The following is a 25,820-nucleotide window of genomic DNA, read 5'->3' on the forward strand; positions in this document are numbered from 1 at the left end:
GGGGCGCGCGCGGTGGGGCATGGACGACCAGCGGCAGTGTGCCCGCCAGAACGCCGTGTACTTCGCACAAGCCCAGCGCCGTGTCCTCGCCGGACAGGCAGATCAACAGGATGAGCGCCAACGATGCTCGTCGCCGGTTTTGGAACCGTGGGAACATCCTGATATTGCGCCAGGCGAGGCCGCGTGAATAGCCCCTTGTGACGGACACCTGACACGCTCGACTCTGAGACCATGCCCTTACTGCCAGGGCAGGTTGGACGTCTCATTGGAGACTGCGTTGGAGACGCGGTCGGGTCGTTTTCTTGACTGGAGAAAATGGGTCAGGTTCAGCAAGTCCCGCCGACATCAAGCCTAACCGGTTCGCGGACTATGGTTTGTCACGAATCGTGCACATGTCTGGAGTGTCACTATCGCGTTCTCCATGTCGACTAGGAGAAGACTCATGAAACGTTCCCTTGCTGCCACGTTGATGGCGGCTGTCACGATTCTCTCGTTGCTCGCAGGTGGCGCCGTGGCGAATGCGATGCAGCCGCGCGCTGCCGTACCGCCCACGTCTGCCACCGTCGTGATCGATCAGGTCCGCACCCACGGGCCCGCCGGGTTGCTCGACCAGTCCATCAGGATCACGAACATCAGCGACGCCCAGCAGGACATTGGCAACCTCAAGGTGCAGTACGCGGCCGGCTCAACGTTCCTCATTGACCTGGCCACGATCCCGGCGGGCACTGTGCTCGACCCCAAGAAGTCCTACCTGCTCGCCAGCATCGGCTACAGCGGCCTGGTGCCTCCTAACCAGTATTTCACCCACCCGTTGGACCCTCCGTTCGTCCTGGCCCTGCAGTCGGCGACTGGTGAAGTGATCGACAAGGCGAACATTCCCCCGGGATTCTGCCACTCGGGAGTCTACGTCCGAGGTATTCCCGACAGCTCCTTCTACTGTGCTCCGCGCTCCGGGAGTGAGTAGCTGGGGAGGTCTCACCTCTCGGCCGCTCGTCCGCGTTCCTCGCTCTTCCCTGAAAAGTCGCCGGCAAACTATCGCTACCACCAGTCCGCACTGAATCAGTGAAGATCGACACCATGGATTCGGTGGCAAACAACCACCAGTGACAGCCGCCAACTGGTGGAGCATTCTTCCAGCTCAGGCCCCATCCCCTGTGGACGGGGCCTGAGTTCGTCCTAGCCGATGGTCGCCGTGGTGCGCACCGGGTAGTGGTCCGAGGGGGCCCGGGTGTCCAGTTGACCGGGCTGCCAGCCCTGCTGTGGGTTGAGCACCACCCGCACCTGGTCGAAACGGCTCGGCACCGGCCGGTTCACACCTTCGAGGTAACCGAGGTAGTCCAGGTCGTCGCGGTAGTCCACCGGGTACTGCTGGTAGCTCGCGTTGTGGCGGCACCAGGCGTTCACCGAGCAGTCGAAGGTCCGGTACGCACTGTCGGCCGGGGCCGTGCGCAGCACCCCGTGCACCGCGGCCGTGGCCCGGTCCACCTCGCTGTCCCCGGGTTGCCTGCCGACCTGTCCCGCGAAGTACTCGATGTTCAGGTCGCCGTCGAACAGCACCGGACCGTCCGCACCGACCTTCTGGTCCACCCAGCTCCGGAGTTCGCCCAGTTGTGCGTAGCGCACCTGCTGGGTCTCGGCGACCGGTGCGCCGGTCTTCGGCCAACTGCCGCTGGTCTGGTCGGCCTGCAGGTGCGTGCCCGCCACCCAGAAGTGCTGGCCGTCCTTGGTGATGCGCACCAGCGCCGCGCCCTTGTTGGACAGGTAGTCCCAGGTGTTCGCGTGGCTGTTGCGGTACACCAGCTGGTAGGCCCGGTCGATCGGGTACTTGCTCAGCACCTGCACCCCGCCGCGCACGACCACCGGCGAGCTCGAGCAGTTGCCGTCCGTGGCGTCCCAGCCGCTGCCGTCCCGGTAGCCGCCAGCCGAGCAGGTCCGGCCCACGTTGTCGCTGTGGTACGGGTACTTGGCCGCCAGCTCGTCGAGCAGCTTGGGCACCAGCGTCTCGTGGAACGCCTCGCTGATCACCACCACGTCGGCGTCGTTCTCGGCGATGATCTCGCGCACGACGGGCTGCCTGCGGTCGGCCTGGTTGTCCACCGCGCCCGTGGTGATCTTCGTGGCCAGGTTGACGTTCCAGGCCAGCACCGAGACGGTCGTCGGGGCGGTGGTCGGTGACACGGTCGCCGCGGCCAGCGCCAACGCCATGATGAATTTCATTCATGTTGTCTAGCCGGGGTGCCTTGCCCGCGGGTGAACGCCACGCCGCTCACGGCAGAATGCGGGACAACTCCTCGCCGCCGCGTTTGATGATCGACTCCAGCAGTCGGCGCCGCGCGTCGAAGTCGCTCGTCGGCGTGGACAGGGCCAGCGCGCCCACCACCCGGCCGCCCGCGTTGCGCACCGGCACCGAGAGGCAGGCCAGCCCCGGCTGGAACTCCTCCACCTCCTTGGCGATGCCGGTCTGCCTGATGTCGGCCAGCTCGTCGTCCAGGTCCGGCAGCCGTGTGATCGTGCGCTCGGTCAGCCTCGGCAGGCCCGCGCCCGACAGGTACCGCCGACGCGCCGCCGGGGACATCGCCGCCAGCAGCACCTTGCCGAACGAGGTCGCGTGCGCCGACTCGTGGAACCCCAGGTCCAGGGGCTGCGCCCGGCGGTGCTGCTCGGAGTCCGCCACCTCCGCGACCACCAGCTCGTCGTCGCGGATCACCGCGTAGTACATCGCCGCCCGCGCACGTGCGTGCAGCTCGCGCAGCGTCTGCGAGATCCCCGGCGTGATCGACAACTCCGAGATCAGCCGGTTGCTCAGCCTCGGCAACTGGTAGCCCAACCCGAACCCGCGCGCGTTGCCCAGTCGCACCAGGTAGCCCTCGTGCACCAGCGTGTTCAGCAGGTGGTACGTCGTCGACAGCTTGAACCCCGTGCGGCGGGCCACCGCCTTCGCCGTGACCCCGTCGCCCGCCTCCGCCACCACTTCCAGGACCCGCAGTGCTCGCTGCACGGAGCCGATCAGCCCGCTCGGCGGTCTCTCCGACTGCACCTGGCCTCCGGGTCCTCACAGCTGGAGCGGGCGTGGCACCTGGCGGCGCCACGCCCGCTGGGAGAGGTCAGCCGGTGGGGGTGTGTCAGCTGACCGTGGTCCTCACTCGTGTCAAGTATCGCTGACGAGTCGGTTTGATCTTTGAAGTACGGGGGAAACCGGTCAACCGTCAAGATTTCACCGATCGGCAAGACGGCGGGGGTAGGGGTCCGCCTCCCGGCCGCCTCGGCGCCGCCGGTAGTCTGCCCACCACGCGACGGCACGCCGTCGCCACGGGGCGGTAGCTCAGCTGGTCAGAGCAGCAGACTCATAATCTGTCAGGTCGTCGGTTCGAGCCCGACCCGCCCTACCACATCTACCAGCGTAGACGGGCCGTTCAAGATCCGCAGAGCGGATCTTTGTCCATGTTTCTGTCCTTGAACTGGTGCTTACGCTGGGCCGTATGGCCGAGTCAGCAGACCAGCGTCGCAGGCGTGGCAGCGTCCGTCAGCGGGGCAACTCGCTCCAGGTCCGGGTGTTCTCCGGCGTCGACCCCGTGACCGGCAAGGACGTGTACCTGACCGAGACGGTCAAGGGCGCCGACAAGGCTGCGCAGCGCGCTGCCGACAAGGTCATGACGCGGCTGCTGAGCCAGGTTGACCAGCAGCGCTCTGCTACTTCCTCGGTCTCGTTCGGTTACGTGCTGGACGAGTGGCTGCGCACTGCTGAGCTGGACGAGGGCACGCGCGAGATGTACCGGGGCTACATCAAGCGCAACATCCGGCCCGTGCTCGGCGCCGAGCCCGTACGCAAGGTCTCCACGCGGATGCTCGAAGCCCTCTACGCCGAACTTCGCCGCTGCCGAGCCCGCTGTGACGGCAAGCCGTTCGTTGAGCACCGTGCTGAGGGCGAGCACGACTGCAAGGACGAGAAGTGCAAGCCGCACACGTGCAAGCCTCTGGCCGCCTCGACCGTCCGGCAGCTCCACTCGATCATGAGCGGCGCACTCAGCGCTGCCGTGCGCTGGGAGTGGATCGACACCAACCCCGCCCGCATCGCCAAGCGCCCCAAGCAGCCGCAGCCACAGCCCACCCCGCCGTCACCCGCTGAAGCTGCCCGCCTGTTCGACGCTGCCTACGAGGCCGACCACGACTGGGGAACGCTTGTCTGGCTCGTCATGACGACGGGTATCCGGCGCGGCGAGGTCTGCGCGCTCACCTGGTCTCGGATCGACCTTGACGAAGGCATTATCGAGGTTCGCAGCAGCTACGTCCTCCGTAACGGCGTCGGCCGCGTGAAGGACACCAAGACCCACCAGATGCGCCGCATCGCCCTCGACACCGAGACCGTTGTACTGCTCCGTGAGCACAAGGAGCGCTGCGCTCAGCGGCTCACTCAGAACGGCGCCGAGTTCACCGAGGACATGTACGTGTTCTCTGGCGTCCGCAACGTCGACCCAACGCAGCCCTACTCCCCGCACGCCGTGTCCAGCCGCTACAAGGACATGGCCGAGCGCCTCGGCATCGACACCCACATTCACGCCCTGCGTCACTACTCCGCCACCGAGCTCCTGACCGCCGGAATCGACCTCCGCACCGTCGCCGGTCGCCTCGGCCACGGCGGCGGAGGCGCTACCACCCTGCGCGTCTACGCCGCGTGGGTGGCCGCCTCCGACCGCAAGGCCGCTGAGATTCTTGGTTCCCGGATGCCGAAGAGGGATCAGCGTCGTCAAGGGAATTGAGTGTATGAGACAATATGCCGATGACGGACGGCGCGCCGGAACCAACTCACGAACAGATCATTCGGGCTGTTAGTACCACTGGATTTATGTTTGAGCAGAAGATTGCTGACCTTCTAGGGGCTGGTACTGTAACTGGTTGGGCCTTCAAGGATCAGGACAGCGGAATTAGTAGGGAAGTGGATATCTTTAAGCAAGGATATGTCCACGCCTTCGTGGACGACCGTTCCGTCGACCTTGAGTGGATTATCCTGGGAGAGTGTAAGAACTACCAGTGGCCGTGGGTTGTCCTAGAGAGGCCGTGGGAAGGGCGCCCAGATCGGTTTGGCCTTACTGGAATCCACATGACGTTGTCGGCGAAGATTGCCCTAGGGGCCGATGATTTCTACGCCCTTGCTAGGGATAAAGATTTCTTTGCGAGGTACCATGACTGGAGGTTCGCGCCGCATCGTCGTGGCGTTCAGCTGCTGAAGCTGAATAAAAAGTCTGGAGGATGGGAGGCAAACAGTAACGACATATTTAATGACATCACCTACCCGCTGGCAAAAGCTGTCAATCACTGGAATGAAAGATTGTCTGAGTGGGATAAAGGGGGCGATCGACCACCTCTTCGGCGTGTCACTCTAATTTTTCCTGCAATTTTCGTATCTTCTGCTTTGTATGCGGTCGCAGGGGGAGTGGATGATGCTGTTGTAAATAGAATTGATCATGTGATAGTTGAGCGTAGCCTGAAATCTGAGACTGTTTCGGGGAAGTATAGGTTTGATGTGGTTCACGTCAACCATGCAAGGGGCTGGCATAATGAATATGTGCTAAATATTGTGAAAAGTATCGCGAGTGCTCTTTGTTTTCAACCTGAAGACCTGCTGAAAATTGATCAAGAGGTTGTTTAGGTCTCTTTGGTGACTGTCAATCGTGTGTGTTTGCGGGTGGCTATGCAGGCGAAAAGTGTGCGGTTTCTGCTCTAGCGAAGGGGAAGCTCCTGGTTGGGCGACTGCTAGGCAGGAAACCTTGCTGTTTCGGTTCAAAAACTTGACGGTGATCGCCTTGGCACCCTTGAGTTTCCGTAGTCTGTCAACGTGACGGAGGAGCGCGGAGCGTGGAAGACCTACGGTGAGCGGCTGATCTACGACAACCGGTGGGTGAAGCTAGGGCTAGCGGATGTTGAGGCGCCGAACGGTGAGCGATGGGAGTACCACGTCGTTCACCTGGGCAGGATCGCCATAGCCCTGATCGTGGATGACCAGGACCGGGCGCTGATGCTCTGGCGGTACCGGTTCGCCACCGACCAGTGGGGTTACGAGCTGCTCGGCGGGCTGGTGGATGAGGGAGAGGAAGCGGCGGCCACGGCGGCGCGTGAGGCGGCTGAGGAGAGCGGGTGGCAGCCGGTCGGCGAGCCTGAGCACCTGATCAGCTTCGAGCCGTTGCCGGGGCAGACGACGGCGCCGATGGACATCTACCTGTGGCGCAATGCCGAGCACATCGGGGAGCCGACCGACACCGAGGAGCAGGGCCGTGTGGAGTGGGTGCCGCTGAGTCGGGTTCAGGAGTTGGCGCAGCGCAAGGAGCTACTCGGCGCGGGCACGCTCGTGGCGCTGCTGTACTACCTCGCCTCACGCAACGCCGGAGGCGCTGCCGGGCAGGATGAGGCTACCGAGACGGCGTAGTTGCCGGTCGGACTTGATCTGCGAGCCGAGCCGCCGCGCCTGTCGAGAGTGCTCCAGCGCGGCGTCTCGGTCGCCAGCAGCGGCGTAGGCGAACGCGAGGTCGACCAGCATCCTGGTCTTCGCGCGAACAAAGGTGGGTGGCAGCCGGGGTAGAGCGGCGGCCAGTCGAGCAACGGCCTCCGGTTCACCGAGTTGGGCAGCAGCGTGACCGCGCCACCGGTCGAGGTGCACACCAGCGAGGAACACGAATGGCAACTCTGGGTCTACAGGGTTGGACGGCAGCAGCGCGTCAGCGGCGTCGAAGGCTCGTAGCGCCTCGTCGCGTTGGTTGGCAGCGGCGAGGCCTTCGCCGTGTGCTGCGGCCAACCATGCCCGGAGAAGCGGCGGGGTAGTGCGCTCGGCAAGTCTGCGCGCCTCGGCGAACTGCTCGACAGCTTGCGAGGTATCGCCGATGTCGACCAGGACGAAAGCCTGCTCGGCGGTCGCGTGCGCGAGCAGTGCTGTGGAGTCTGCCTCGCGTGCTGCGGCCTTCGCGCGTTCGTAGTGCGTCCAAGCCTGCCCAACCGCGTTCCGGTCGAGCGCTAGCCAGCCTGCGAGGGTGGACGCTTCCGTGAGTACCGCAGCAAGCTGTTGCCGCCAGCCACGACCAGCGCCGTAGGTCAGCACGTCCTCGACTTGCTTGGCGCTGCTGCGAAGTTGGTCGAGCAGCGTGATGCCGCCGAACCGTTGGTCAGCGTGCCGTGCGTCGTTGACCTGTCGCCGGAACAGCTCGACCGTGCCAGCATCCACGGTCCGGGCTACCGCGAGCCGTGAGCGCAGTTCGAACGCCTCGGAGTCCTGCTGCTCAGGTGGAAACCCCAGCTCTTCGTTGATCCGGCCGTAGATGTCCCTGAACAGCCGCTGATACGGCTCACTGACCGACTCGTGGCCGTTCTCCCAGACGGAGAGCTTCGTCTTCAGGCTCGTCGCAGACATCACGCCAATGCCGAGCATGGAAGCCCGCCGTAGAAGCATCCTGATCACCTCGGCGGCGGAGTAGCCGAGCTGGTCTCGTACCTCGCGAAGCTTGGTCTTCACCATCATCGCCCCCGACCGAATAACCGCCCTGACCTGCGAAGTTAATTGGGGTTAATGGGGGTCTGGTTAACCGGTGCCAACTGTAGAACGGCGCTGAACTGCCGTTCTCTGTAAGCATGAACAGGAACAGCGCCTCCCGGGTGACCGGACCGAAGGGCCGGACACCACGAGCGGCATCGCCGCTACTGGCGGCGTCGGTCGCCATCGCCGGTAGCCGCAGCCAGGTGGCTGCTGATCTCATCGAGCCGCTGCGTGATCTCGGTCAGCCGGTCCTCGATCGCGGCCAGACGAGCCGACAGCTCCTCCTCGGCTTCCTCACCAGGTGCTGGCGGTCGACGGCCGCGGAGCACCGCGGTGAGGTGCTGGGGGTGCCACTCCAGGGCGACGGAGAGCGCTTCGAGCGTTCGCGCGCTGCGGCGCCGCTCAACGGTGTTGTACTGCAACTCGCGGACGATCGCCTGCGAGACGTCCGCGCGTTCCGCGACCGCACGTTGCAGCAGCCCGAGCTCTTGAACGCGCTCGTTGATGGCCTTCGCGACCGCCGCCCAGTCCTCCGACACGTATTCCTCCGCGCTCCGCCTCAGCGCCGAGATTAGCCGGACTGTGCATTTCACGGGGCGACGCCGAGCTTGTGCCCGCGCGATTGGCCGCATTCTGCCTGCTCTAGAGCCGTAATTGGCTCTATCGAGCTGATATTATTCTTTCTCTCCGGTTGGGGAAATATTTAATGAGTACAGCCATGCCTGGCGCCGGTCGACCGGCGTTCTACACGGTGCGGGAAGCAGCGCGAATCCTGCGCGTTGATCCCGCCACGCTCTACCGGGCGATCAGGGAAGACGCGTTCCCTGCCGTCCGCGTTCGTACCCGCTACGTCGTGCCTGCGATCGCGCTCGACCAGCTGATCACCGAAGCCGCCGAGTCGGGTGGATGCGTTGACGTGGCACGGATTGCGACCGAGCGTCGCACTGCTCGTGAGGTTGCTCGGCTGACCGGGGGTGCGTCGTGGTGAACCCCGATGACTACTTCGAGGTGATCGCGGCCGATCTCGACCGGTTCGCCGAGGCACCCGACAACGTGCTGTTGGAGATCGTGACCGCTGACGGGGCCTGCATGTGGCTGGTCGCCACCGATGAGGAGCCCGAGTGGACCGGTGACGACCTCACCGACCGGGAGGCCGCAGCCCGGATCTGCGAGGGCTGCCCGGTGCGTCGTCAGTGCTTGGAACTGGAGTTCCGCACTGCCGGTGACGAGACGGTTGGAGTCTGGGGTGCGCTGTCCGAAGAGGACAGGCGAGCCGCTTACGCCGCGTGGTGCGCTCGGCGCGGGGGAGGGCGGTCGTCATGAGCGTGGACGTGCCGATGCTTCCTCTCCTCGCCGGGATGGGCGTGCTGCTCGGATTGTTCGTGGTGTGGCGCGCCGGACGCCGCCGAGCGAAGGCCGCAGCCGAGGCAGCACGCACCGGGGCGCGGTTGGTGTCGCTGGCCGGTCGGGTGCTGCTCGGCGGAGCGGTGATCCTCGGCGTGCAGTGGATCGTGATCACTCACCCGGACAACACGACGCTGCTCCTGGTGGTGCTCGCGCTGCCAGACCTGTTCGCCGCCTACGTGCTCACCAAGGCCCTGACCGTGAACACGCTGGACAGCTCGACTCGGCACAGGGGTGACCGGTGATGACCAATCCTGTTGATTCCCAACGGAAGGTGAGGGGAGCGGTGGCCGCCTGCGGGCGGCCACCCGGCCCCATTACCCGCTGGCTTCGGCCCAGCCGTGTCGAGCAGCTCGCCGAGGATGCCGCCGAGGCAGCGAAGCGGCGGGCGTACCAGACACACCCGGACGTGGTCGCCTTGCGGGTCGAGCAGGTACGCACACAGGTGGATCGGTTGTGCTGGGCGGGCATCACGCTGGGACTCGGCTTCACGATGACCAACGTGCAAGCCTTCGCCGCAGCGGGCACCACGGTGGGGTCGCTGCCGTGGCTGGCAGCGTGGCTGCTGGACCCCACTGTGTCGCTGGTGCTGCTGGCGATCCTGCGGGCCGAGCAGATTACCTCCCGCTACCAGGTGCAGACCGGCCCGTGGGTGCGGTGGGCGAAGTGGCTCACCCTCGGCGCCACGTACGTGATGAACACCTGGGCCTCGTACGCGGCCGGTTCGTTGTCGGGGGTCGTGCTGCACTCGGTGCCGCCGCTGGTGGTGTTTGTGGCCGCCGAGGCGGTCACGGATCTGCGGGACAAGCTGACCGAGGCGGTCACCGCAGCGTTCACCACCGCCTCGGCGGTGAATCCTCCTCCGAGCGTTCACCGGCCACGCCAGCAGCAGGCCAGGAACAAGGGACGTCGGAAGCTGTTCGGTGACTACCTCGCCGAGGCGCGCGCCGCGTGGTCGCCCGGCACGAAGGTCACACCTGCGTGGGTCCGGTCGGTGACTGACTGCGCGCGGGGCCTGTCGCCCCGGTTGGCGGCAACACTGCGGTCCGAAGTGGAGCGTACTGCTGCCTCTGCTGCGAACGATGGCACGCGGGAAAGTGAGGTGCGGCAATGACTTCCTCACGTTCGGAGATCGAGAAGGCTCCGCCGGTGTTCGACGGCGAGCTGGTTGACGACGCCCCTCATTCGAGTAAGCGGGCCGTCCGTGAGGCGGTCGGGTCGTGGTGGCAGTGTTCACCACGGGTACCGGTGGCGCTGAAGAACCGGCAGGCGTTCACGCAGGTCCTGAAGGACTTCGCGGTTCGGGTGCTGCGTTCACCGTTCCGGTTCGTCGGAGCTGTGGCGCGCGGCCTGCTGGTCGCCATCCGATGGTGGCGCAAGTGGGTCACCGTTCACGACTACCGCGACGCGGCCGAGCAGTCCGAGAAGCTCGCCGACAAGTTCACCGAGATCCGCGCACTGACCCTGTTCCGGTGGAAGGTCACCGCAGCAGGCACCGTCACGACGGCCGTGCTGGTGTGGGTGGCGTACGTACTGTGCGGGCAGGTGGTGTGGTGGAGCGTCGGTGGTGCCGCTGCGGTGGCGCTGGCGGTTCTGGGCCGTCGCAAGGACGGCAGCCCCGGACGCAAGCCGGTGCTGTCCGGTCCGCGCTCGCTGACCTGGACGATGGACCCACAGGTGCTGGTGGACGCGTTCCGGGACGCCAAGCTGATCGGCAAGGACGAGACGCTGCGGTTGGTGGAACGAGCACACCGCCAGGGAGAGGGGTGGGCGATCACGGTTGATCTGCCCGCGACCCGCAAGGCCAATGACGTGGTGAAGAACAGGGAGGCGCTCGCCTCGGCGCTGGCGGTGGACGAGGTGCAGCTCATCGCCGAGCGGGTCCGGGGCAATGGCGGTCACGCGGGCCGTGTGGCCCTGTGGGTGGCTGATGAGGACCCGTACGCGGGTCCGCCATTGCGGACACCGCTGCTGGGTGTGCGGTACTGGGACGCGTGGCGTCCGGTCCCGTTTGGACACGACGCCCGTGCTCGCAAGGTGTCTCTGCCTCTGGTGTGGACCTCGCTGCTGATTGGGGCCATTCCGCGGCAGGGCAAGACCTTCGCCGAACGCTTGGCAGCCGCGGGCTTGATCTTGGACCCCTACACCCGGTTGTACGTGGCGGACTTCAAGGGAGGCAAGGACTGGGACGCCTGCCAGCCGTGCGCACACCGGTTCTTCTCCGGTGACGACGATGCGCACCTGTTCGCGTTCAAGACGTGGCTTGAGGAACTGGTGTCGGAGACCCAAGGCCGGTACGGGCGGATGCGGGAACTCGATGACGAGACCTGCCCCGAGTCCAAGATCACTCCTGCCATCTCCCGCGATACGGCGTTGAACATGCCGATCACGGCCGTGATCGTGGACGAGGCTCACATCCCGTTGGAGTCCCGCATCCCGATCGACGTCGAGGGGCAGAAGGTGCCGCTGGGCAAGTACCTCGGTGAGCTGCTCACGTGGCTGGCGAAGAAGGGACCAGCCGCCGGAATCGTGGTCATCCTGGCCACCCAACGCCCAGACGCGACCAGCCTGCCGACCGCGCTGCGCGCGGTACTGGGGTCACGGTTCGCGCTGCGGGTGATGGACTGGCGAGACTCCAACATCATCCTCGGCGAGCAGATGAACACCCGAGGCTACGACTCCTCCAAGCTGTTCGCCTCACACAAGGGAGTTGGCATCCTCCGACCGGACGGAGACACCGAGGCCGGGGCCGATGTGCTCGCGATGACGGTACGTACCTACTACATGCCCAACACCGACTGGAAGGTCATCTGCGAACGAGGCCGGGTGCTGCGGGAGGAAGCGGGTACGTTGACCGGCCACGCGATCGGGGCCGACTCGGTGCCCATGCTTGACCGCGCTGCTGTGGCCAAGGCCATCGGCGGCAGCACGACCGCCGTCGCTGATGCCGAGCTGGTGGAGCTGCCCGAGCCGCTCGCGTCCGTTGTGGACTACCTTGGCGATGACCTCGCCGAGCACGACGGCCGCGCGTTCGTGCCCACGGCTGAGCTGGTCGAGGCGCTCGGCATCGAGCCGACCGTGTTCGGCAAGCAGATGGCTGACCTCGGCTGCCGGTCCAAGCGGGAGCGGATACCGACCACGGACGGCAGCCTGCGTCAGGTGCGCGGCTACTTCACGGCCGACATCCGCGCGGCCGTGGCACAGGTCGAGGGCGGACAGACAGACGGTGATGGCCGGACCTGACTGCCTTGCCTGTCACGGCAGGCGTCACAGCGTCTGTCGCCCGTCACCGCCGCCGTGACGGGCCGATACGCCCTGCCACCTGCGTAAACCGTGACTGTGACGGGTGGGACGGGACCACGGTGGCCCCGTCCCACCCGTCACCTATGTCGCCGAACTCCCTTGACCGAGTCACCTCCTGGTCAGCCGTCACAGAGTCCGTCCCGCCTCACCTGATGTGGTCAGGATCGTCTGCCGAGTGGGGTTCAAAACCACTTGCGCCTTTGCGGTGGGTGGACAGAATCGCTACATGCAGGTCATGGTGTTTCCCGAAGAAGCCACTCCGTTGGAGTTGCGGACCCAAGTGTTGGAGCTTCAGCGTCAGGCATGGCCACCGGACAACGCCTCGGATGGCTCTGAGGACGGGCTGACCCATGATCCTGCGCTGCGGCCACAGTCGGTGCTCCTGGTGAACGACGGAACTGTACTGGCAGCCCTGGATGTCCTCTGCAAGGAGATCGTCCACGTTGGCCGGAGCTATGCCGTGGGCGGGCTGAGCACCGTGGTGACGCGTCAGGAGGCACGTGGTCGCGGGCATGGCCGGTACCTGGTGTCGGCCGCGCGTGAGTTGATGTCGACTCGGAGCTTGGACCTGGGTCTGTTCACCTGTGACCGTCCGCTTCAGGCGTTCTATGAGAGCGCAGGCTGGCACTTGCTGCCTGGAACGGTGCTTGTCGGAGGGACTCCGCGCAATCCGTTCCCCAGCGACCAGCCAGGCTTCGACAAGGTCACCATGGGGGCCTTCTTCTCGACCGGAAGCAAGCAGGCAGAGACGTCGTTCCACGACGTACGCATCGAGCTGTATCCGGGAGAGATCGACAAGCTCTGGTGACCCCTCGGCGCTGGTTGGTCCCACCGACAGCTACGAGCGCACTGCCGCTCGGTGGTCCTGGCTACCGCGCACCTGACTTGTGCCGCCGAATGGGACGATTGCCGGTACGAAGACGATGACCCTGCGGTCAGCCGAGTAGCACTCGGCCACGGTCACACCCGCCAGCCCGAACACCGGATGCCGCAGCGCCTTCACCATCTGAGGGATGGGCCAGCCGCCCAACCACTCCACGGAACACGTGCCAGCCGTCCACACGACTCGGGGCAGTTCGGTGAACAGCCAGACCCGCCGCAGCACACCACTGGCCAGCGCCACCGGCCACGCGTGCGTTGGCGTACACACGGCGGCCTCAGCCGAGGTTGTGCCCTTCCTATCCCACAAGGGTTCTCCTGGAAGGCTCCTGGGGTAGGACAGTGCGGCGGTCTGCTGCCCTTGGCTGACGCCCGCCAGCAGGACACGGGCGGACCCGAGAGGCTCGTGCAACTCGATGTGCCTGCGGTGCTGCCGCATCCGCACACCAGCGATACCCGCCACTCCGTCAGCGGTGACACGTGGCAGCACACGGGCGAGCAGAGCGGGCAGTACGTCCGTGTTCACGTGAAGCCACAACGCGTCTGGTTCCGGGCGCACCATCCGGAACACCGACACCGCGCTGAGGTCAGCCACAGCGGCGAGAACCTCGGCCTCCAGACGCCGCTGGGAGGCATCACAGGCATCCGGCAGCAGCATGTCCCGAACACGTGGCCGTGGTGTGCTCTCGTGGCCGTGGAGGACATCCAGGAGCCAACGGCGGTCGTCGGTATCCATCGTTTCGCGTGCCTGAATGATGGGACGCATGACCGCGCTCTGCGGCTCTCCTGTGTAGAAGCGCCGCATCGCGGCCAATCGGCGAGTCAGGCTTGTGTGGTTTGGCACTGCGCGGACTCCATGATCAGTTCCAACACATCGGACAGGGTTGCCTTCCTCGTGGGACCGGCCCGGTCACCTCGATGACCGCCGCGCCGCACCAGCCGAACCACAACGTCAGCCCCCGGAACTCGATCGAGGGCGTGCGCACGTCGATCGCGTGAATGAATGGACGGAACACCCCGACTCCACGCTTCGGCCTTCCTGTGGAGCGCGCGGCTTGGCGGTTCAGGGGTCCTCGGAGTTGGGCTGCTCCATCACGCGGTTGACCGCCTCGGCGAGTTCGCCCGTGAAGGTCCACATGGGCTCCACCAGGGAGCCGGGACCGCGCCACCGAGTGCGGCACGCACCGACTTCACGTAGCCCAACATGGAGCGCGTCGGCGTACCAAGCTCCGTTGGCGAAGTAGAAGCGCGCGCACGTGACCGTGATGGGCATGGCGAGATCGGTCGACCCGTAGAACGCCCAAGCCGGGTCCTGTTGTTCGATCAACGGACGCAGTTCCGGAAGCTGAGCGGCGATGACGCTGAGGTCGATCACGACGCAGACCGCCGAAGTAGGCGGCTCAACCAACTTGCCTTGCGGTGCCGATGTGCCAAGCGCTGCCCGGAATCTGCTTGTGGGTGAAGGAGCGCGATACAACCACCGCACGGCGGTCGGGACGGCTCGACCATCGCGGCAGGCATGAACTGTGTGCCGCAGAGTCCGACGTACTCGCCGGTCCTCATGCCCCTGACCATCGCTTCGTCGGTGACAGCGTGGTCGGCATCCTCGCTGAGGCTCGTCACCCACGATGCCCGGATCCTGACGGCCGTCGCGGCATTGTCTTCAGCCACCAGTGCCCTCCGGTAGTCGGGCCGCTGCTGGGCCAGCGTCGGGGAACTGACCCAGCAGCGGCAGTGGTCCGGCGGGAGGCGGAACAACAGGAGGAACCCACCGGACAGCCTGCTGACCACGTTGGGGTGGCCGTGCGAGACTGATATCAGCTTCGCGTTGGCTCTCGGCTCGGTACACGACGTGAGCACGACGCGAGCACGACATTTCGGGACGGTGGAGATGGGACTTGGGAACGGGGCGACTCAGTCCCCGCGCACGGTGCTTGAGCAGCGGATCAGGGAACGGCGGCAGACGTTCGAGGAGTTCGTTGAGTTCGCCGAGACCTTCGCGCGCGAGCACCACGAGCCCGGCACACTCAGCGTCCGCCATCTGCAACGGCTCACTGCCGGGCGACGGCCGGACGGCAGCCCGCTCGGTTCGGTGCGCCCTGCGACTGCACGACTGCTCGAACGAATCTTCAGCACGTCGATTGGCGAGCTGCTCTCTGCCCCTCACGGGATCGGAGTCGCTGACGAGTCCGCCGAGGAGCTTCGCCGGATGCTCGGTGCATCCGAGCGGGTCGACGCGGACGTAATCGCACTGCTGAATGAGCAGCTCGATGCCGTTCGCCGCCTTGATCGTCAGTTGGGTGCGATCGTCGCGCACGATGAGGTGAAGTCGAAGGCCGAGCAGGTGGCGCGCCTGCTGGCGCACAGCCTGTTGCCCGGTGTCCGGAGCAAGCTCGCTGGACTGCTGTCCGAACTGCACACCTTGGCCGGGTGGCAAGCGTTGGACATCGGCAGTGCTACCAAGTCATGGCAGCACTACGAGCACGCGAAGGCAGCAGCAGTCGAATCCGGTGCCGTTCCGTTCGAGGCGCATTCAGCGGCAGAGCAGGCGTTCGTCCTCCTCGAAATCGGCAAGTCGAGTGAGGCTGTCGAGATCCTTGCCGATGCGCGCTCTCGTGCTGACCGGTCAGCTTCCAGGTTGTTGCGAGCTTGGATTGCAGCCGCACATGGTGAGGCGCTGGCCGTTGCCAAGCAACGAAGTGCGAGCTTGCGCGCGTTCGATGAGGCGGCGGCATTGCTTCCAGCCGATACGACCGGTGACGGCGGTCCGTACGTGGCTCTCGACCCGACGCACCTCGCGCGTTGGCGCGGGCACGCCCTCGCTCGCTTCGGCGACGCCGAGGCGGTCTCGATGCTCTCGGGTGCACTCGAACGGCTCGATCCCTCCTTCGCCCGTGCTGAGGCAGCTCTGCGAGTCGACCTCGCAACTGCGCTCCTGGCGATGGGGGAGCAGGACGCCGCTCGCCAGCACGCGGCTGTTGCTGGGCAGCTCGCCGCAGGCATCGGCTCAGCCCGTCAGGACCGCCGACTGCGCACCCTGGCGCGGCAGCTCGTTTAGCGCTGGTCAGGGGCTATCCGTTGTGGACAGAAATATCGTAACGCCGCCGAGGGAGGTACCCACGCGGAGCAGAAGTCGCTGAATGTCGGATCGCTAGAGCGTGGGCGTCGCATGACCATGCCCGGTTTTGGCGTCCGAGCAGCGATGGAAGCAAGCCGCTTCACTTACTGCGGCTCTGCAATAGCCCCGAAAGCAATGTCTTGTATAGATCTGACTGCTCAGGCCTGATATCTCCAAAAGCGGCAATAACTGCAACTATCAGCCACAGTGCAGACGCGATGTACACGCCATCGCTGAGCCCGCCCGGTAGTGCGACCCCGAAACGTTGCAGGAGGTATACGGCGACCAGTGGGATCGCCCCGACGACAATCGTGCGTAGGGACACAATCACCAGCTTCAGCTTGCTTCGTCGGACGGCGTGTGCCCTTGCCGGCTCCACCGGCAGCTCGTCGAGCCTTCCCGAGACCAAGGCAACAAGCAACGCGCAGAGTACATCGAGTAGGTCTGCCTGCGTCGTCTTGGCGGGCAAATACAGCCATACGACCAACATCTCAACGGCATCTGCGGCCTGGCCGCACCGTTGCCGCAACGTCGATCGGGCGTACAGGTCGACTGGACCTTCGGCCCGCCACAGGCCATTCCTAAGAAGATCTGCCAAGTGGAGCAGCTCTTGTGCCAGCCAACCCTTGTTTCTTTGACTTAGGAAGCTACGCTCAGTCCGCGCCACTTCGATGATGTCAAATAGTATGAGGATTGCGTTAGAGATAGGTTGTTTATGTGGTCGAAATCGAAGGATCAGCTTTCCGGCTGGAACGGCGACATAAATCACTGCCATCATGAACCCGACGGCAATTACGCCATGCAGTCCCGCATAGCCAACCCAGCCCGAATCTAACACGTTCTGGGTAACTGTGCAAATCGACGATATTTGGGCCACCTTTCCGTAGATGATCAATCCGGCAGCCCCTAAAAAGAGGCATATCCAGGCGGAAAATATCACATTAACGACATGTCGCGCTACTTTAACTTCTACCAGCAGGGCCAGTGGCACGCTAAATGCAACAAACGTGCCGAGGCAGCCGAGTAGAAAGTGGCCAATTATCGACCCAGGCTGGTTGATCCAGGCGGCCGCAAGTCCGTTTGCCGCAAGGAACAGTAGCAAGCTGAGTGCCTCGAAAACGGTCTCCTGTTTCCTGCGGACCAGGATGTGGCGAGCTGCAGCTCGGTGTACCCCTCGATACCTATCTGACCGCCAGTCCACCGGCATGCCACGCTCTACCAGCATGCCGTCGATGAGTTTCCGCTGGCTGGCCAGGTTAGTAAGGGCGGTACGCAATGCGAGACTCGGCGGTTTCCGCCTTCGGGCATGCGAGTACTTCATGGCAGGGAATGTAGCGTGGCGCCTGGCGGCTCTGTTGACGTTTCTGACTCGTTCACCTGTTTGGTCCTAGTGCTATGGCCGCAGTGTGTCGAAGGTGATGTCTGTCGCCTGTGGTATGACCACGATGTTCAGAGTCATGCTAAGGGCGTAACCCCTCTGAACAGCAGTTTTGTGATCGACGCTTTGAGAGCGCGGCTGTAGTACCAGGAGACTGCTACGCGTAGTCTCACGCTCGCGGCTACACTGATTGCACAACTCCACAGTGTGCTCATCCCGTGTGGCCTGGGTCCAGCGCTTGGTTCGACTCCGGTTTTGGCGGCTGCGTAACCAGTCCTTCGCTTTTTGCGGCACTTCTTGAACTCTCGCTGTTCTTTCACTTTTTCGGATTCAGAAACCTGAAGAGGCAAGTGAAGAGTATCAGGAAGGTGGTGAAGTGTATGATTAGAAAAATCAAACGCTCTCTGAAGATTGTTCGCAGTATCAAGTGGTTGATCTGGACCAGGCGGGATGAGTGCCAGTCTGTGCGGGTCGCTGCAAGCATAGTGCTGGCCAAGGTCGTCTAGCATCCGCCGTTGGTTAGGTGCGCACTCTGACGAGGCAGCTCGTGTAGCCTGGTCAGAGGCTGTCCGTTGTGGACGAACTTGTCCATGGACGTGTCCATGAACTCGCGCCAATGGGGCCTCTGAGGCGGCAGTTTCGTCCTCAATCACAGGCGAAATGCCTGCACCGCTACACCGTCAGGGTGAACTTTTACACTCATAATCTGTCAGGTCGTCGGTTCGAGCCCGACCCGCCCTACAGAAACGCCTGGTCAGCAGGCTGCTGACCAGGCGCCTCAAGATCAGGGCCACACGAAACCGGCACCTTTTGGCGTGGCCGAGCTGGTCGGCGATCTGCCGCGCGGTCAATCCGGCCTCGTCCAGCCCCATTCGGTCTGGCTGATCAGAGGCTTGGCAGCAGGCGCGCTGACGGTCCGGTCGCACCTGCCGACTGGGACGGTCGGCTCGTGGTGTGACTCCCGAGCATGTTGGTGAGAGCGCACGTCAACTGCCATCGCCTCCCCACCGGCGTCACCAGCCTCATGACCGGCAACAGCTAGGGCAGGATCTCGACGTACCCGTTCGTTCCATTCACGCGGATCCGCTGCCCATCCTGGATCAGCCGGGTGGCATGCTCCACCCCCACGACGGCCGGCAAGCCGTACTCCCGGGCGACTACCGCGCCATGGGTCATCAGGCCGCCCACCTCGGTCACAAGGCCTTTGATCGTGACGAACACGGGCGACCAGCTGGGATCGGTGTAGGCGGTGACCAGGATGTCGTCCGCTTCGAGATCGGCCTCGGTCATGTCCAGGATGACGCGGGCACGCCCCTCGACGGTCCCGGTGGAAACCGGTAGGCCGACCAGTGCGTCGGCCGGCACGTCCTCGCGTCGGTAGGCCCCGGCGACGGCCTCACCATCCGAGGTGAGCACCCTGGGCGGTGTGAGCGCCTGATACGCGCTGAACTCCTCCTTGCGTTGGTCGATGAGCTGGTCATCGACCTGTCCGGTGCGTACGACCTCGTGGAACTCCTGGAACCTGAGGAAGAAAACGTCATCCCGGTCACGGAGTACGCCGTCCCGCACGAGGCGCTCGGCCTCGTCAAGCAGCGCCTGCTTGTAGACGAAGTAGCGGCTGACCTTGCCGTACTTGGGGTACTCGCGGTAGCCGATGAAGGTCCGCAGGCGGTCGATCATCGATTTGGTTTCCTTGGCTTTCCGCTCTCCGTCCGGCAGGGCCCGCAAGCGCTCCAGCAGCTCCTGCTCCTTGTTCCACGCTTCCTGTTGCCCTTGTTCGAAGCGTCGTCGGCTGGCGCCGGGCTCGAAGTTCTCGATGTTGCCGAGGATCACGGGCACGAGGGTGGTGGGGCGTTCGCTCCACCGCGGCCTCGTGATGTCGATCTCGCCGACGCAGCGCATGCCGTACTTGTCGAGGTAGTCCCGGATCGCGTCCCGCGTCTCGCGCCCGCCCGCCAGTTTGGGTAGTTCGTCCAGGAAACCGTCGTCCTCGACGTCCCGCAGGAAAGCCACGACCTCCGGATGCGGGCGGATCACATCCGCGACGTCCAGGAGCGCGAGCCCCATCTCCGAAGTGACGTTGTTGGGGGCGGACTGTGTGAGTGTGTCGGCCGCGTTCTCTTCGCCCAACCACGTGTGCATCTGCTTGTTGAGCCACCACGCCGCGTCCATCGCCGCCGTGAACGTCTGATGGCTCCGCGGGTCGAACAAGAGCCGCTTCAGTTCCTGAAGGTCCTCCAGGATGAAGTCGAACAGGTCGGCTCCGTGATGCATCCGAATATCGCGTTTGACGGCGGCCAGCGACGCCTCGGTGCGCGCGACCAGCTCGTCGACGATGGCCGGATCGGCTTCGATCGGAGTTGGCGCGCCACCAGCGGACGGCCGGTTGGTGCTCTCCTGCGACGGCGCCGGGATGAAGTCGCCGCGGTCGATGACGGTCTCCAGTGCGTCCCTGAGCAACGGATCGGACCTGCCCAGGACCTCAAGGAGTCCCTCGCGACTGGCCGGTGCTGCCAGGCCTTGGGTGACGTCGACGAACAGCCTCCCACCTGCCTCGGCCATCGGCTTTGGCGTGGTCAACTGCCAGACGGACAAGCCCAATGGCTTCATCGGGTCGGTCATCATCTGTTGATGACCGACGGAAACGTAGACGTGGTTGTCCCGGTCCTCGGTCGCCGGGATGGGGAACAGCGTGGTGATCGGTCGACTTTGGACGATCTGGAAGCCGCCGTCGACCAGACACCACTCGATGTCCTGAGGACGGCCAAAATGTGCCTCGATCCGCCGACCCAGCTGCTCGAGCAGCACCACCTGCTCGTCGGTGAGTGCTGGCCGCTGCCGCAACTCCGGTTCGATCTCCTGCTGCCGCGTCCCGCCCTCTGGTGAAGCGAGGATGGCCAACTGCTTGGTAGCGATCGTCTTGTCGATGATGTCGCTGTCTCGCACCTTGTAGATGTCCGCGTTCACCAGACCGGACACCAGAGCCTCGCCAAGGCCGAAGCTGGCCTCCACACTGGTGATCTTCCGGTTCGACGTGACCGGGTCGGCCGTGAACAGGATGCCGGACGCCTCCGGCAGGACCATCTGCTGCACGACCACAGCCATGTGGACCTTGCGATGGTCGAAACCGTTCCGCAGGCGGTAAGTCACGGCTCGCTCGGTGAAAAGCGAAGCCCAACACAACCTGATGTGCTCGAGGATCGCCGCAGATCCAACGACGTTCAAGTACGTGTCCTGTTGGCCGGCGAAGGAGGCAGACGGCAGATCTTCGGCCGTCGCACTGGACCGGACGGCGTAGGCGGCTTTCTCGCCCAGGTCGGCGAGTGGGCTCGTGATCACCGCCGCCACATCGTCAGGGATGGGAGTCCCTGCGACGACACCACGGATCTCCGCGCTGAGCGCACTGATCGCGTCACGGTCGTCCGGCGCCAGACACGACAGCTGATCGAGCCGATCATCGAGCGCCGGCGCGTCTGCCATGACCCGCCGAAAAGCCTCCGTCGTCACACAGTAGCCAGCCGGCACGTGGATGCCTTCGATCCGCGAAAGCTCCCCCAGGTGCGCGCCCTTGCCCCCAACGACCGTGACCTGGCTCTGATCGATCTCCTGGAAACCCAGCACGTAGCGACCGAGCGAGAAGGACATCGCCACACTGCTGTCAGTACCAACCACTACTTCTCCCATGTACGTCCATTGTGGCCGTCAACGGCCCAGGCGAGCGCGAAGGTTGTCAGCCCTCGGAATGTTTGACACTGCGTGTAATGCTGGGTTGATGTCGACACCCAAGGCTGTGGACATACGCGGGCGGCTCCGCTCCTTTTCCGGCGCGAGCGCCTGCATGCCGTGCAGCCGCAACTCACTGGTCAGCATCGAGCCGATCGGCCCGCAACGATCACGTCGATCATGAGGATTCCATTCACTGAGGTTGCTTTTCGGCCAGTTGTGCCGCGCGGTCCGGTGGCACGCCCCGCGGGCACACGTATGCCGCGAATTCCTGATTTCCGTAGGTTCTGGCTTCGGTCGGAGATTCTGCAACACAACCCGGGTCTTGCCGCAAGACCCCCAGTGCGCTATATGTTGAAGGGGGCAGGGAGTCGGCACCCTTCCTGCCGTCTGCGTCCGGTATGGACGGACAATTACCGTGGGTGGTGGCCTACGACATGGCCGACGAGGTGATCGACGGTCCGGCCGGGGCCCCGGAGTCCGGCACCCCCGCGTAGTCGGGCAGCTCGACGCCGTTGATCGCGCGCTCGACCAGCTCGGTGAGCCACTCGGCGTCAAGCTCCGGACTTGGCTCGGCGTCCGGCCCGGGGACGTCACGGCTGCGCGCGTGCAACCGGCCGATCTCCTGGTTGGCCTCGACGAACGAGCGCATCCGCCGCTCGTAGCCGGCGAACCCGGCCTCCGGGTCCCACCCGGCGGAGGCCAGCTCTCCGGCCAGCAGGTAGGCGCCGACCAGGGCCAACCCGGTGCCCTGCCCGGACAGCGGCGAGGAGCTGAACGCCGCGTCTCCGAGCAGCCCGACCCGTCCGCTCGACCAGCGGTCCATCACCACCTGGGCGACCTGGTCAAGGTAGAAGTCCGGGGTGTCGTCCAGGTGCGCGAGGATGCGCGGGGTCAACCAGCCCAGGCCAGCCATCTGCTCGCGCAGCAGGCGCTTCTGGGCCGCGACGTCGCGGTAGTCGACGTCGAGGTCGGCTGCGGGGAAGGAGAACATGGCCATCGCCCGGGTGGCGTCCTGGATGGGCCGCAGGCCGGCGGAGCGCCCGGACTCGGATTCCTGGTAGTCGATCAGCCAGCGGTCCAGCCCGAACTCGTTGGGCACGGTGTAGAAGGCCATCATGTGCCCGAGACGGCGGACGAACCGCTCGTGCGGCCCGAAGACCATCGCTCGCAGTGCCGAGTGCGGCCCGTCCGCCCCGACCACCAGGTCGAAGCGCCGCCGGTCGCCGCCCGCGAAGGCCACGTCGACCCCGTGCGCGTCTTGGGTGAGCTCGGCGATCCGGTCGCCGAAGACGTACTCGACACCGTCCCGGGTGTCCTCGTGGAGCACTCGGGACAGGTCCCCGCGCAGGATCTCGATCTCCGCGATGTACCCGTCGCCGCCGTCGTCGTCCGCGCGGTGGGTCTCCAGCACGTTCCCGTCCACGTCCACGGTGCACGCGCCAGCGGTCTCGGTGCGGGCCGCGCGCACGGCCGCGTCCAGTCCCATGCGCCGGATGACCTCTCTGGTCACCCCGCGCGCGTCCACGGCCTGTCCGCCGGGACGCAGTTCAGGGGCCCGCTCCACCACGGTGACTTCGGCCCCCCGCCGGCGCAGCCAGTGGGCCAGCGCGGGCCCCGCGATGCTCGCCCCTGCCACCAACACCCTGATACCGCTCACAGTGTCCCCTGTTTGTCTGATTCGTGTCGATGATGTGGAGTCGGCTCCGTCCTCGGTCCGCCTCCATCCAGACAGTGAGACTCGGGCGCGGCCAGGAACTCATCGTTGCGCAGTCATCGGGTTCAGCGCTGGTGGATCATCGCAGTCCACAGTAGTGAGCCTGTCCATCTGGACGATCACGCGCTGGGTTGAGGGCGAGCCGGCGGACTACGCGCCGATCGCCGACTTGGCTGCACGGCGATCTGCATCCCGCGAACGTGATCGTGCGGGAGGGGACGCTCTCCGGAGTGATCGACTTCGGCGAGCTGTGCGCAGGCGATCCCGCGACCGACCTGTCAGCCGCCTGGATCCTGCTGCCCGCGGGCACGGCGAGCCGGTTCTCCGGCACCTACGAGGACGCGGACGAGGCCACCATCGCGCGGGCTCGCGGCTGGGCCGTCCTGCGCGCCCTGCACCTGATCAGCATCGGACGCAACGGCAGGCTTGGTCTCCCCGGGGGCAAGCCGACTTGGGAACCGGCAGGCCAAGCTGCGCTCGAACGCGCCTTGGTCGTGAACTGACCGCGCGGACTGCGTGTCAGAGATTGTGCGAGGACGCCTGGCCTCGACGTTCCTGTCACGGCCCAGACTGCGAGCTGAGGACGTGGTGCGCCCAGCGGAGATCGTCGAGGACGGGTCCCGAACCCCGACGGGAAACCCGATCGACGGCCTGGACTCCGAGGCCGACGTGACCTTCGTGCTCAGCACCAACCGGGTGGAGGTCCTGGAGAAGGCGTTGTCGGAGCGACCGGGGCGGGTCGACCTCGCGGTTGAGGTCCCGTTGCCGGACGCCCAGTGCCGAGAACGGTGGCCGCGTCGCGGTAGCCGCGGCAAGCCAGGTGAGGGAGCACCACGTCGTGCTCCCTCACCTGTGCTCACCACGGGACCGCCGGGGCTCAGACCGGCTGGGCCACCCCGACCGGGGTGGTGCAGAGGTTGCGCATCTGGCCGATGCCCTCGATCTGGCTGACCACCTCGTCGCCCACGGACAGGTACCTCGGCGGCTGCCGGGTCATGCCGAGGCCGCCGGGGGTCCCGGTGAAGATCAGGTCACCGGGCAGCAGGGTGCACACCGCCGACAGCCGGGCGATCAGCTCGGGGACCGAGAAGATCATCTGGCTGGTGCGGGCCTCCTGCACGACCTCGCCGTTGATGGTGCACAACAGGTGCAGGTCATCGCGGTCGGCGAGTTCGTCGGGGGTCACCAGCACCGGACCGGTCGGCCCGAAGTTGGGCAGCGACTTGCCGAGGCTGAACTGCTTGGCGGCACCGCCGAGTTGCAGGGTGCGCTCCGAGTAGTCCTGCCCGACGGTGACCCCGGCGACGGCGTCCCAGGCGAGTTCCTCGGGCAAGGCGTGCACCTGCCGTCCGATGACCAGGACGAGCTCCACCTCCCAGTCGACGGTGTCGGTGGGCAGCGGCAGCGAGACGTTCGGCCCGACGATGCTGGACGGGTACTTGGTGAACACGACGGGCAGGTCGGGTCCACCGGGCACCACAGCGGGCCGGTCGCGGTAGTTGCTGGCCACGGCGAAGACCTGCCTTGGCCGTGGGGAGGGCGCCTGCAACTGGGCGGGGTCGATCGGTGCGGCCTGGGTGAGGTCGGCCTCCCGTGACCAGGCGAGCACCTCCTCCCACCGGTCGAACAGCAGCCAGGGCTCGGCGGGGAACCGGCCTCGGCTGGCGGTGGCGATGTCGAGCGCGACCCCGTCGCACACCAGGGCGGCGCGCCCGGCGAGGGTGGCGGTCCTCATGGTGCCCTCCTCACCGGGCGCGCCCCCGACCGGTCAGTCGAGCACACTGCCGTTGCCCTGACGGACGGCCCGCGACCGGCGGCCGTCGAGCTGGATGAAGGTGCGGTGCAGCCAGCGGTCCTGGCCGTCGTAGCGCGGCTTGAAGAAGCTGCGCCCGTGCAGCGCGAGGCGGTTGTCCACGATGGCCAGGTCGCCGGGCTCCAGTTTGAGCGACTCGACCACCTCGGCGAAGGCCTGCTCCAGCCGGTCCTTGGCCGCGGCGGCCTCCTCGTCGAGCGGCACGGTGCTGATGAAGTCCGCGCGCACGTCGGGGTCGTCCACGTCGCCGACCAGCAGGGCGTGCGGCTCGGGCTCGCCGCCCAGCGAGGGGAACGAGGAGGGCGGCGCGGTGACGAACCTGGGCTGCTGCAACACCTTGCGGTCCACATCGGACACCAGCTCGACGGCCCTGCGCACCGAGGTGATCTGCAGCTCCGCCTCGCGGTCGTGGTCGGCGCGTAGGCAGAACAGCGCGACGTAGTCCGGGCGGTTGGGGTGGAAGGTGTTCTCCACGTGCATGCCCAGCCGCTTGGAGCCCGCGTTGTTCTGCGCCGCCTCCTGGCCGGGGACCGGCACCACGTTCTGCACGAGCGCCCCGGACTTCTCGTTGCGGAAGGCGATGATCTCACCGAGTTGCAGGGAGACCAGCGTGATCACCGAGGCCGGGTTGGTGGCCTCGCGCTCGACCGAGCCGAGCACCGCCGGGGTCGGCGGCAGGCCCTCGGCCACGGGCAGGTTGCGGATCAGCAGCGCGCCGTCCACACCGCTGTCGTGGCGGAACTGCCGGACCCTGGCGGCCAGCCGCGCGGGGATGCTCGCGGACCGGTCGCGGCCCGCGCTCATCCAGCTCTCCTCGTCGATCTTGCCGGGCTCGGTGCCAGCGAGCAGGTCGGCGAGCGCGCTCAGCTCGTGCCGCTCGGTGTCGTTGAGAGTGAAGACGCTCTGTGCGTCCATCTTGTCCACCCCTGTTTGTCGACTGAGTTGAAAGGAAAGGAGGAAGACCGC

The 25,820-nt window shown here is 65.6% G+C and carries 23 protein-coding genes and 1 tRNA gene; 13 read left to right on the plus strand and 11 right to left on the minus strand.

The features are described from left to right. Window positions 1–442 precede the first annotated feature (442 nt). Window positions 443–964 carry a lamin tail domain-containing protein gene (locus KALB_RS08535; protein WP_148309403.1) on the plus strand — a complete coding sequence of 174 codons (522 nt, stop codon included), beginning with the start codon at window positions 443–445 and terminating at the stop codon, window positions 962–964. A 212-nt stretch (window positions 965–1,176) separates the two neighbouring features. Here KALB_RS08535 and KALB_RS08540 read toward each other — a convergent pair whose 3' ends face one another. Together KALB_RS08540 and KALB_RS08545 are read right to left on the minus strand one after the other, a co-directional pair. Continuing rightward, window positions 1,177–2,217 carry a sphingomyelin phosphodiesterase gene (locus KALB_RS08540; RefSeq protein WP_025355306.1) on the minus strand — a complete coding sequence of 347 codons (1,041 nt, stop codon included), beginning with the start codon at window positions 2,215–2,217 and terminating at the stop codon, window positions 1,177–1,179. 49 nt (window positions 2,218–2,266) lie between these two features. After that, window positions 2,267–3,037: an IclR family transcriptional regulator gene (locus KALB_RS08545; protein WP_025355307.1), complete on the minus strand. Its 771-nt coding sequence runs from the start codon at window positions 3,035–3,037 to the stop codon at window positions 2,267–2,269. Window positions 3,038–3,311: 274 nt separating this feature from the next. Here KALB_RS08545 and KALB_RS08550 point away from each other — a divergent pair. The 4 genes from KALB_RS08550 (at window position 3,312) to KALB_RS08560 (ending at window position 6,421) form a co-directional block, all read left to right on the plus strand. Next, window positions 3,312–3,389: transfer RNA gene (locus tag KALB_RS08550), tRNA-Ile, on the plus strand. Between the two features lie 90 nt (window positions 3,390–3,479). Then, window positions 3,480–4,757, plus strand: coding sequence for a tyrosine-type recombinase/integrase (locus KALB_RS08555; protein ID WP_025355308.1), 1,278 nt, complete (start codon window positions 3,480–3,482; stop codon window positions 4,755–4,757). A 20-nt stretch (window positions 4,758–4,777) separates the two neighbouring features. Beyond that, window positions 4,778–5,647, plus strand: coding sequence for a hypothetical protein (locus tag KALB_RS46395; RefSeq protein WP_148309404.1), 870 nt, complete (start codon window positions 4,778–4,780; stop codon window positions 5,645–5,647). 186 nt (window positions 5,648–5,833) lie between these two features. Continuing rightward, complete coding sequence (locus KALB_RS08560; RefSeq protein ID WP_025355309.1) at window positions 5,834–6,421, plus strand: NUDIX domain-containing protein; 588 nt, start codon at window positions 5,834–5,836, stop codon at window positions 6,419–6,421. Here the strand turns inward: KALB_RS08560 and KALB_RS08565 are convergent. Both KALB_RS08565 and KALB_RS08570 read right to left on the minus strand, forming a co-directional pair. Next, on the minus strand, window positions 6,368–7,501 hold the full coding sequence (locus tag KALB_RS08565; protein WP_025355310.1) for an NsdA family TPR-like regulatory protein: 1,134 nt from the start codon (window positions 7,499–7,501) through the stop codon (window positions 6,368–6,370). The genes KALB_RS08560 and KALB_RS08565 overlap by 54 nt on opposite strands. Window positions 7,502–7,680: 179 nt before the next feature. Further along, window positions 7,681–8,058 (minus strand): hypothetical protein, encoded by a 378-nt coding sequence (locus KALB_RS08570; protein WP_025355311.1) that lies wholly within the window; start codon window positions 8,056–8,058, stop codon window positions 7,681–7,683. 167 nt (window positions 8,059–8,225) lie between these two features. Between KALB_RS08570 and KALB_RS08575 the strand changes: the two genes are divergently transcribed. The 6 genes from KALB_RS08575 (at window position 8,226) to KALB_RS08600 (ending at window position 13,034) form a co-directional block, all read left to right on the plus strand. Then, a complete protein-coding gene (locus tag KALB_RS08575) occupies window positions 8,226–8,507 on the plus strand; it encodes a helix-turn-helix domain-containing protein (RefSeq protein WP_025355312.1) in 282 nt (93 codons plus the stop codon). Then, window positions 8,504–8,842 (plus strand): WhiB family transcriptional regulator, encoded by a 339-nt coding sequence (locus tag KALB_RS08580; protein WP_025355313.1) that lies wholly within the window; start codon window positions 8,504–8,506, stop codon window positions 8,840–8,842. Before KALB_RS08575 ends, KALB_RS08580 begins: the two co-directional genes overlap by 4 nt. After that, window positions 8,839–9,168: a hypothetical protein gene (locus tag KALB_RS08585; protein ID WP_025355314.1), complete on the plus strand. Its 330-nt coding sequence runs from the start codon at window positions 8,839–8,841 to the stop codon at window positions 9,166–9,168. Before KALB_RS08580 ends, KALB_RS08585 begins: the two co-directional genes overlap by 4 nt. Before the next feature lie 71 nt (window positions 9,169–9,239). Further along, window positions 9,240–10,037, plus strand: coding sequence for a hypothetical protein (locus KALB_RS08590; protein ID WP_148309915.1), 798 nt, complete (start codon window positions 9,240–9,242; stop codon window positions 10,035–10,037). Next, the gene (locus tag KALB_RS08595; protein WP_025355316.1) at window positions 10,034–12,166 is read left to right on the plus strand and encodes a cell division protein FtsK; all 2,133 of its coding nucleotides are present in this window, start codon (window positions 10,034–10,036) and stop codon (window positions 12,164–12,166) included. The genes KALB_RS08590 and KALB_RS08595 overlap by 4 nt, the downstream gene beginning before the upstream one ends. A 286-nt stretch (window positions 12,167–12,452) precedes the next feature. Next, a complete protein-coding gene (locus tag KALB_RS08600; RefSeq protein WP_025355317.1) occupies window positions 12,453–13,034 on the plus strand; it encodes a GNAT family N-acetyltransferase in 582 nt (193 codons plus the stop codon). 30 nt (window positions 13,035–13,064) lie between these two features. Here KALB_RS08600 and KALB_RS08605 read toward each other — a convergent pair whose 3' ends face one another. Both KALB_RS08605 and KALB_RS08610 read right to left on the minus strand, forming a co-directional pair. Next, entirely contained in the window at window positions 13,065–13,910 is an 846-nt protein-coding gene (locus tag KALB_RS08605; protein ID WP_148309405.1) for a hypothetical protein, read from the minus strand. Window positions 13,911–14,168: 258 nt separating this feature from the next. Next, window positions 14,169–14,480: a hypothetical protein gene (locus KALB_RS08610; protein ID WP_025355319.1), complete on the minus strand. Its 312-nt coding sequence runs from the start codon at window positions 14,478–14,480 to the stop codon at window positions 14,169–14,171. 555 nt (window positions 14,481–15,035) lie between these two features. On the opposite strand from KALB_RS08610, the gene KALB_RS08620 reads away from it, so the two are divergent. Beyond that, on the plus strand, window positions 15,036–16,163 hold the full coding sequence (locus tag KALB_RS08620) for an NsdA family TPR-like regulatory protein (protein WP_236650203.1): 1,128 nt from the start codon (window positions 15,036–15,038) through the stop codon (window positions 16,161–16,163). A 160-nt stretch (window positions 16,164–16,323) separates the two neighbouring features. On the opposite strand, the gene KALB_RS46400 is transcribed toward KALB_RS08620, so the two are convergent. The 3 genes from KALB_RS46400 to KALB_RS08635 all read right to left on the minus strand — a co-directional run bounded on the left by KALB_RS46400 (window position 16,324) and on the right by KALB_RS08635 (window position 22,984). Continuing rightward, entirely contained in the window at window positions 16,324–17,544 is a 1,221-nt protein-coding gene (locus tag KALB_RS46400; RefSeq protein ID WP_148309406.1) for a hypothetical protein, read from the minus strand. Window positions 17,545–18,639: 1,095 nt separating this feature from the next. Beyond that, entirely contained in the window at window positions 18,640–21,285 is a 2,646-nt protein-coding gene (gene rph / locus KALB_RS08630; RefSeq protein ID WP_236650204.1) for a rifamycin-inactivating phosphotransferase, read from the minus strand. A 469-nt stretch (window positions 21,286–21,754) separates the two neighbouring features. After that, window positions 21,755–22,984 (minus strand): FAD-dependent monooxygenase, encoded by a 1,230-nt coding sequence (locus tag KALB_RS08635; protein ID WP_025355324.1) that lies wholly within the window; start codon window positions 22,982–22,984, stop codon window positions 21,755–21,757. Window positions 22,985–23,172: 188 nt separating this feature from the next. Between KALB_RS08635 and KALB_RS08640 the strand changes: the two genes are divergently transcribed. Beyond that, entirely contained in the window at window positions 23,173–23,544 is a 372-nt protein-coding gene (locus KALB_RS08640) for a phosphotransferase (protein ID WP_025355325.1), read from the plus strand. A gap of 374 nt (window positions 23,545–23,918) precedes the next feature. On the opposite strand, the gene KALB_RS08645 is transcribed toward KALB_RS08640, so the two are convergent. After that, complete coding sequence (locus tag KALB_RS08645; protein WP_025355326.1) at window positions 23,919–24,776, minus strand: fumarylacetoacetate hydrolase family protein; 858 nt, start codon at window positions 24,774–24,776, stop codon at window positions 23,919–23,921. A gap of 33 nt (window positions 24,777–24,809) precedes the next feature. After that, window positions 24,810–25,769 (minus strand): TauD/TfdA family dioxygenase, encoded by a 960-nt coding sequence (locus tag KALB_RS08650; protein WP_025355327.1) that lies wholly within the window; start codon window positions 25,767–25,769, stop codon window positions 24,810–24,812. Window positions 25,770–25,820: the final 51 nt, after the last annotated feature.

Origin of the sequence: Kutzneria viridogrisea DSM 43870 (genome assembly GCF_000525635.1) — a bacterium.
GTDB classification, from domain to species: domain Bacteria; phylum Actinomycetota; class Actinomycetes; order Mycobacteriales; family Pseudonocardiaceae; genus Kutzneria; species Kutzneria viridogrisea.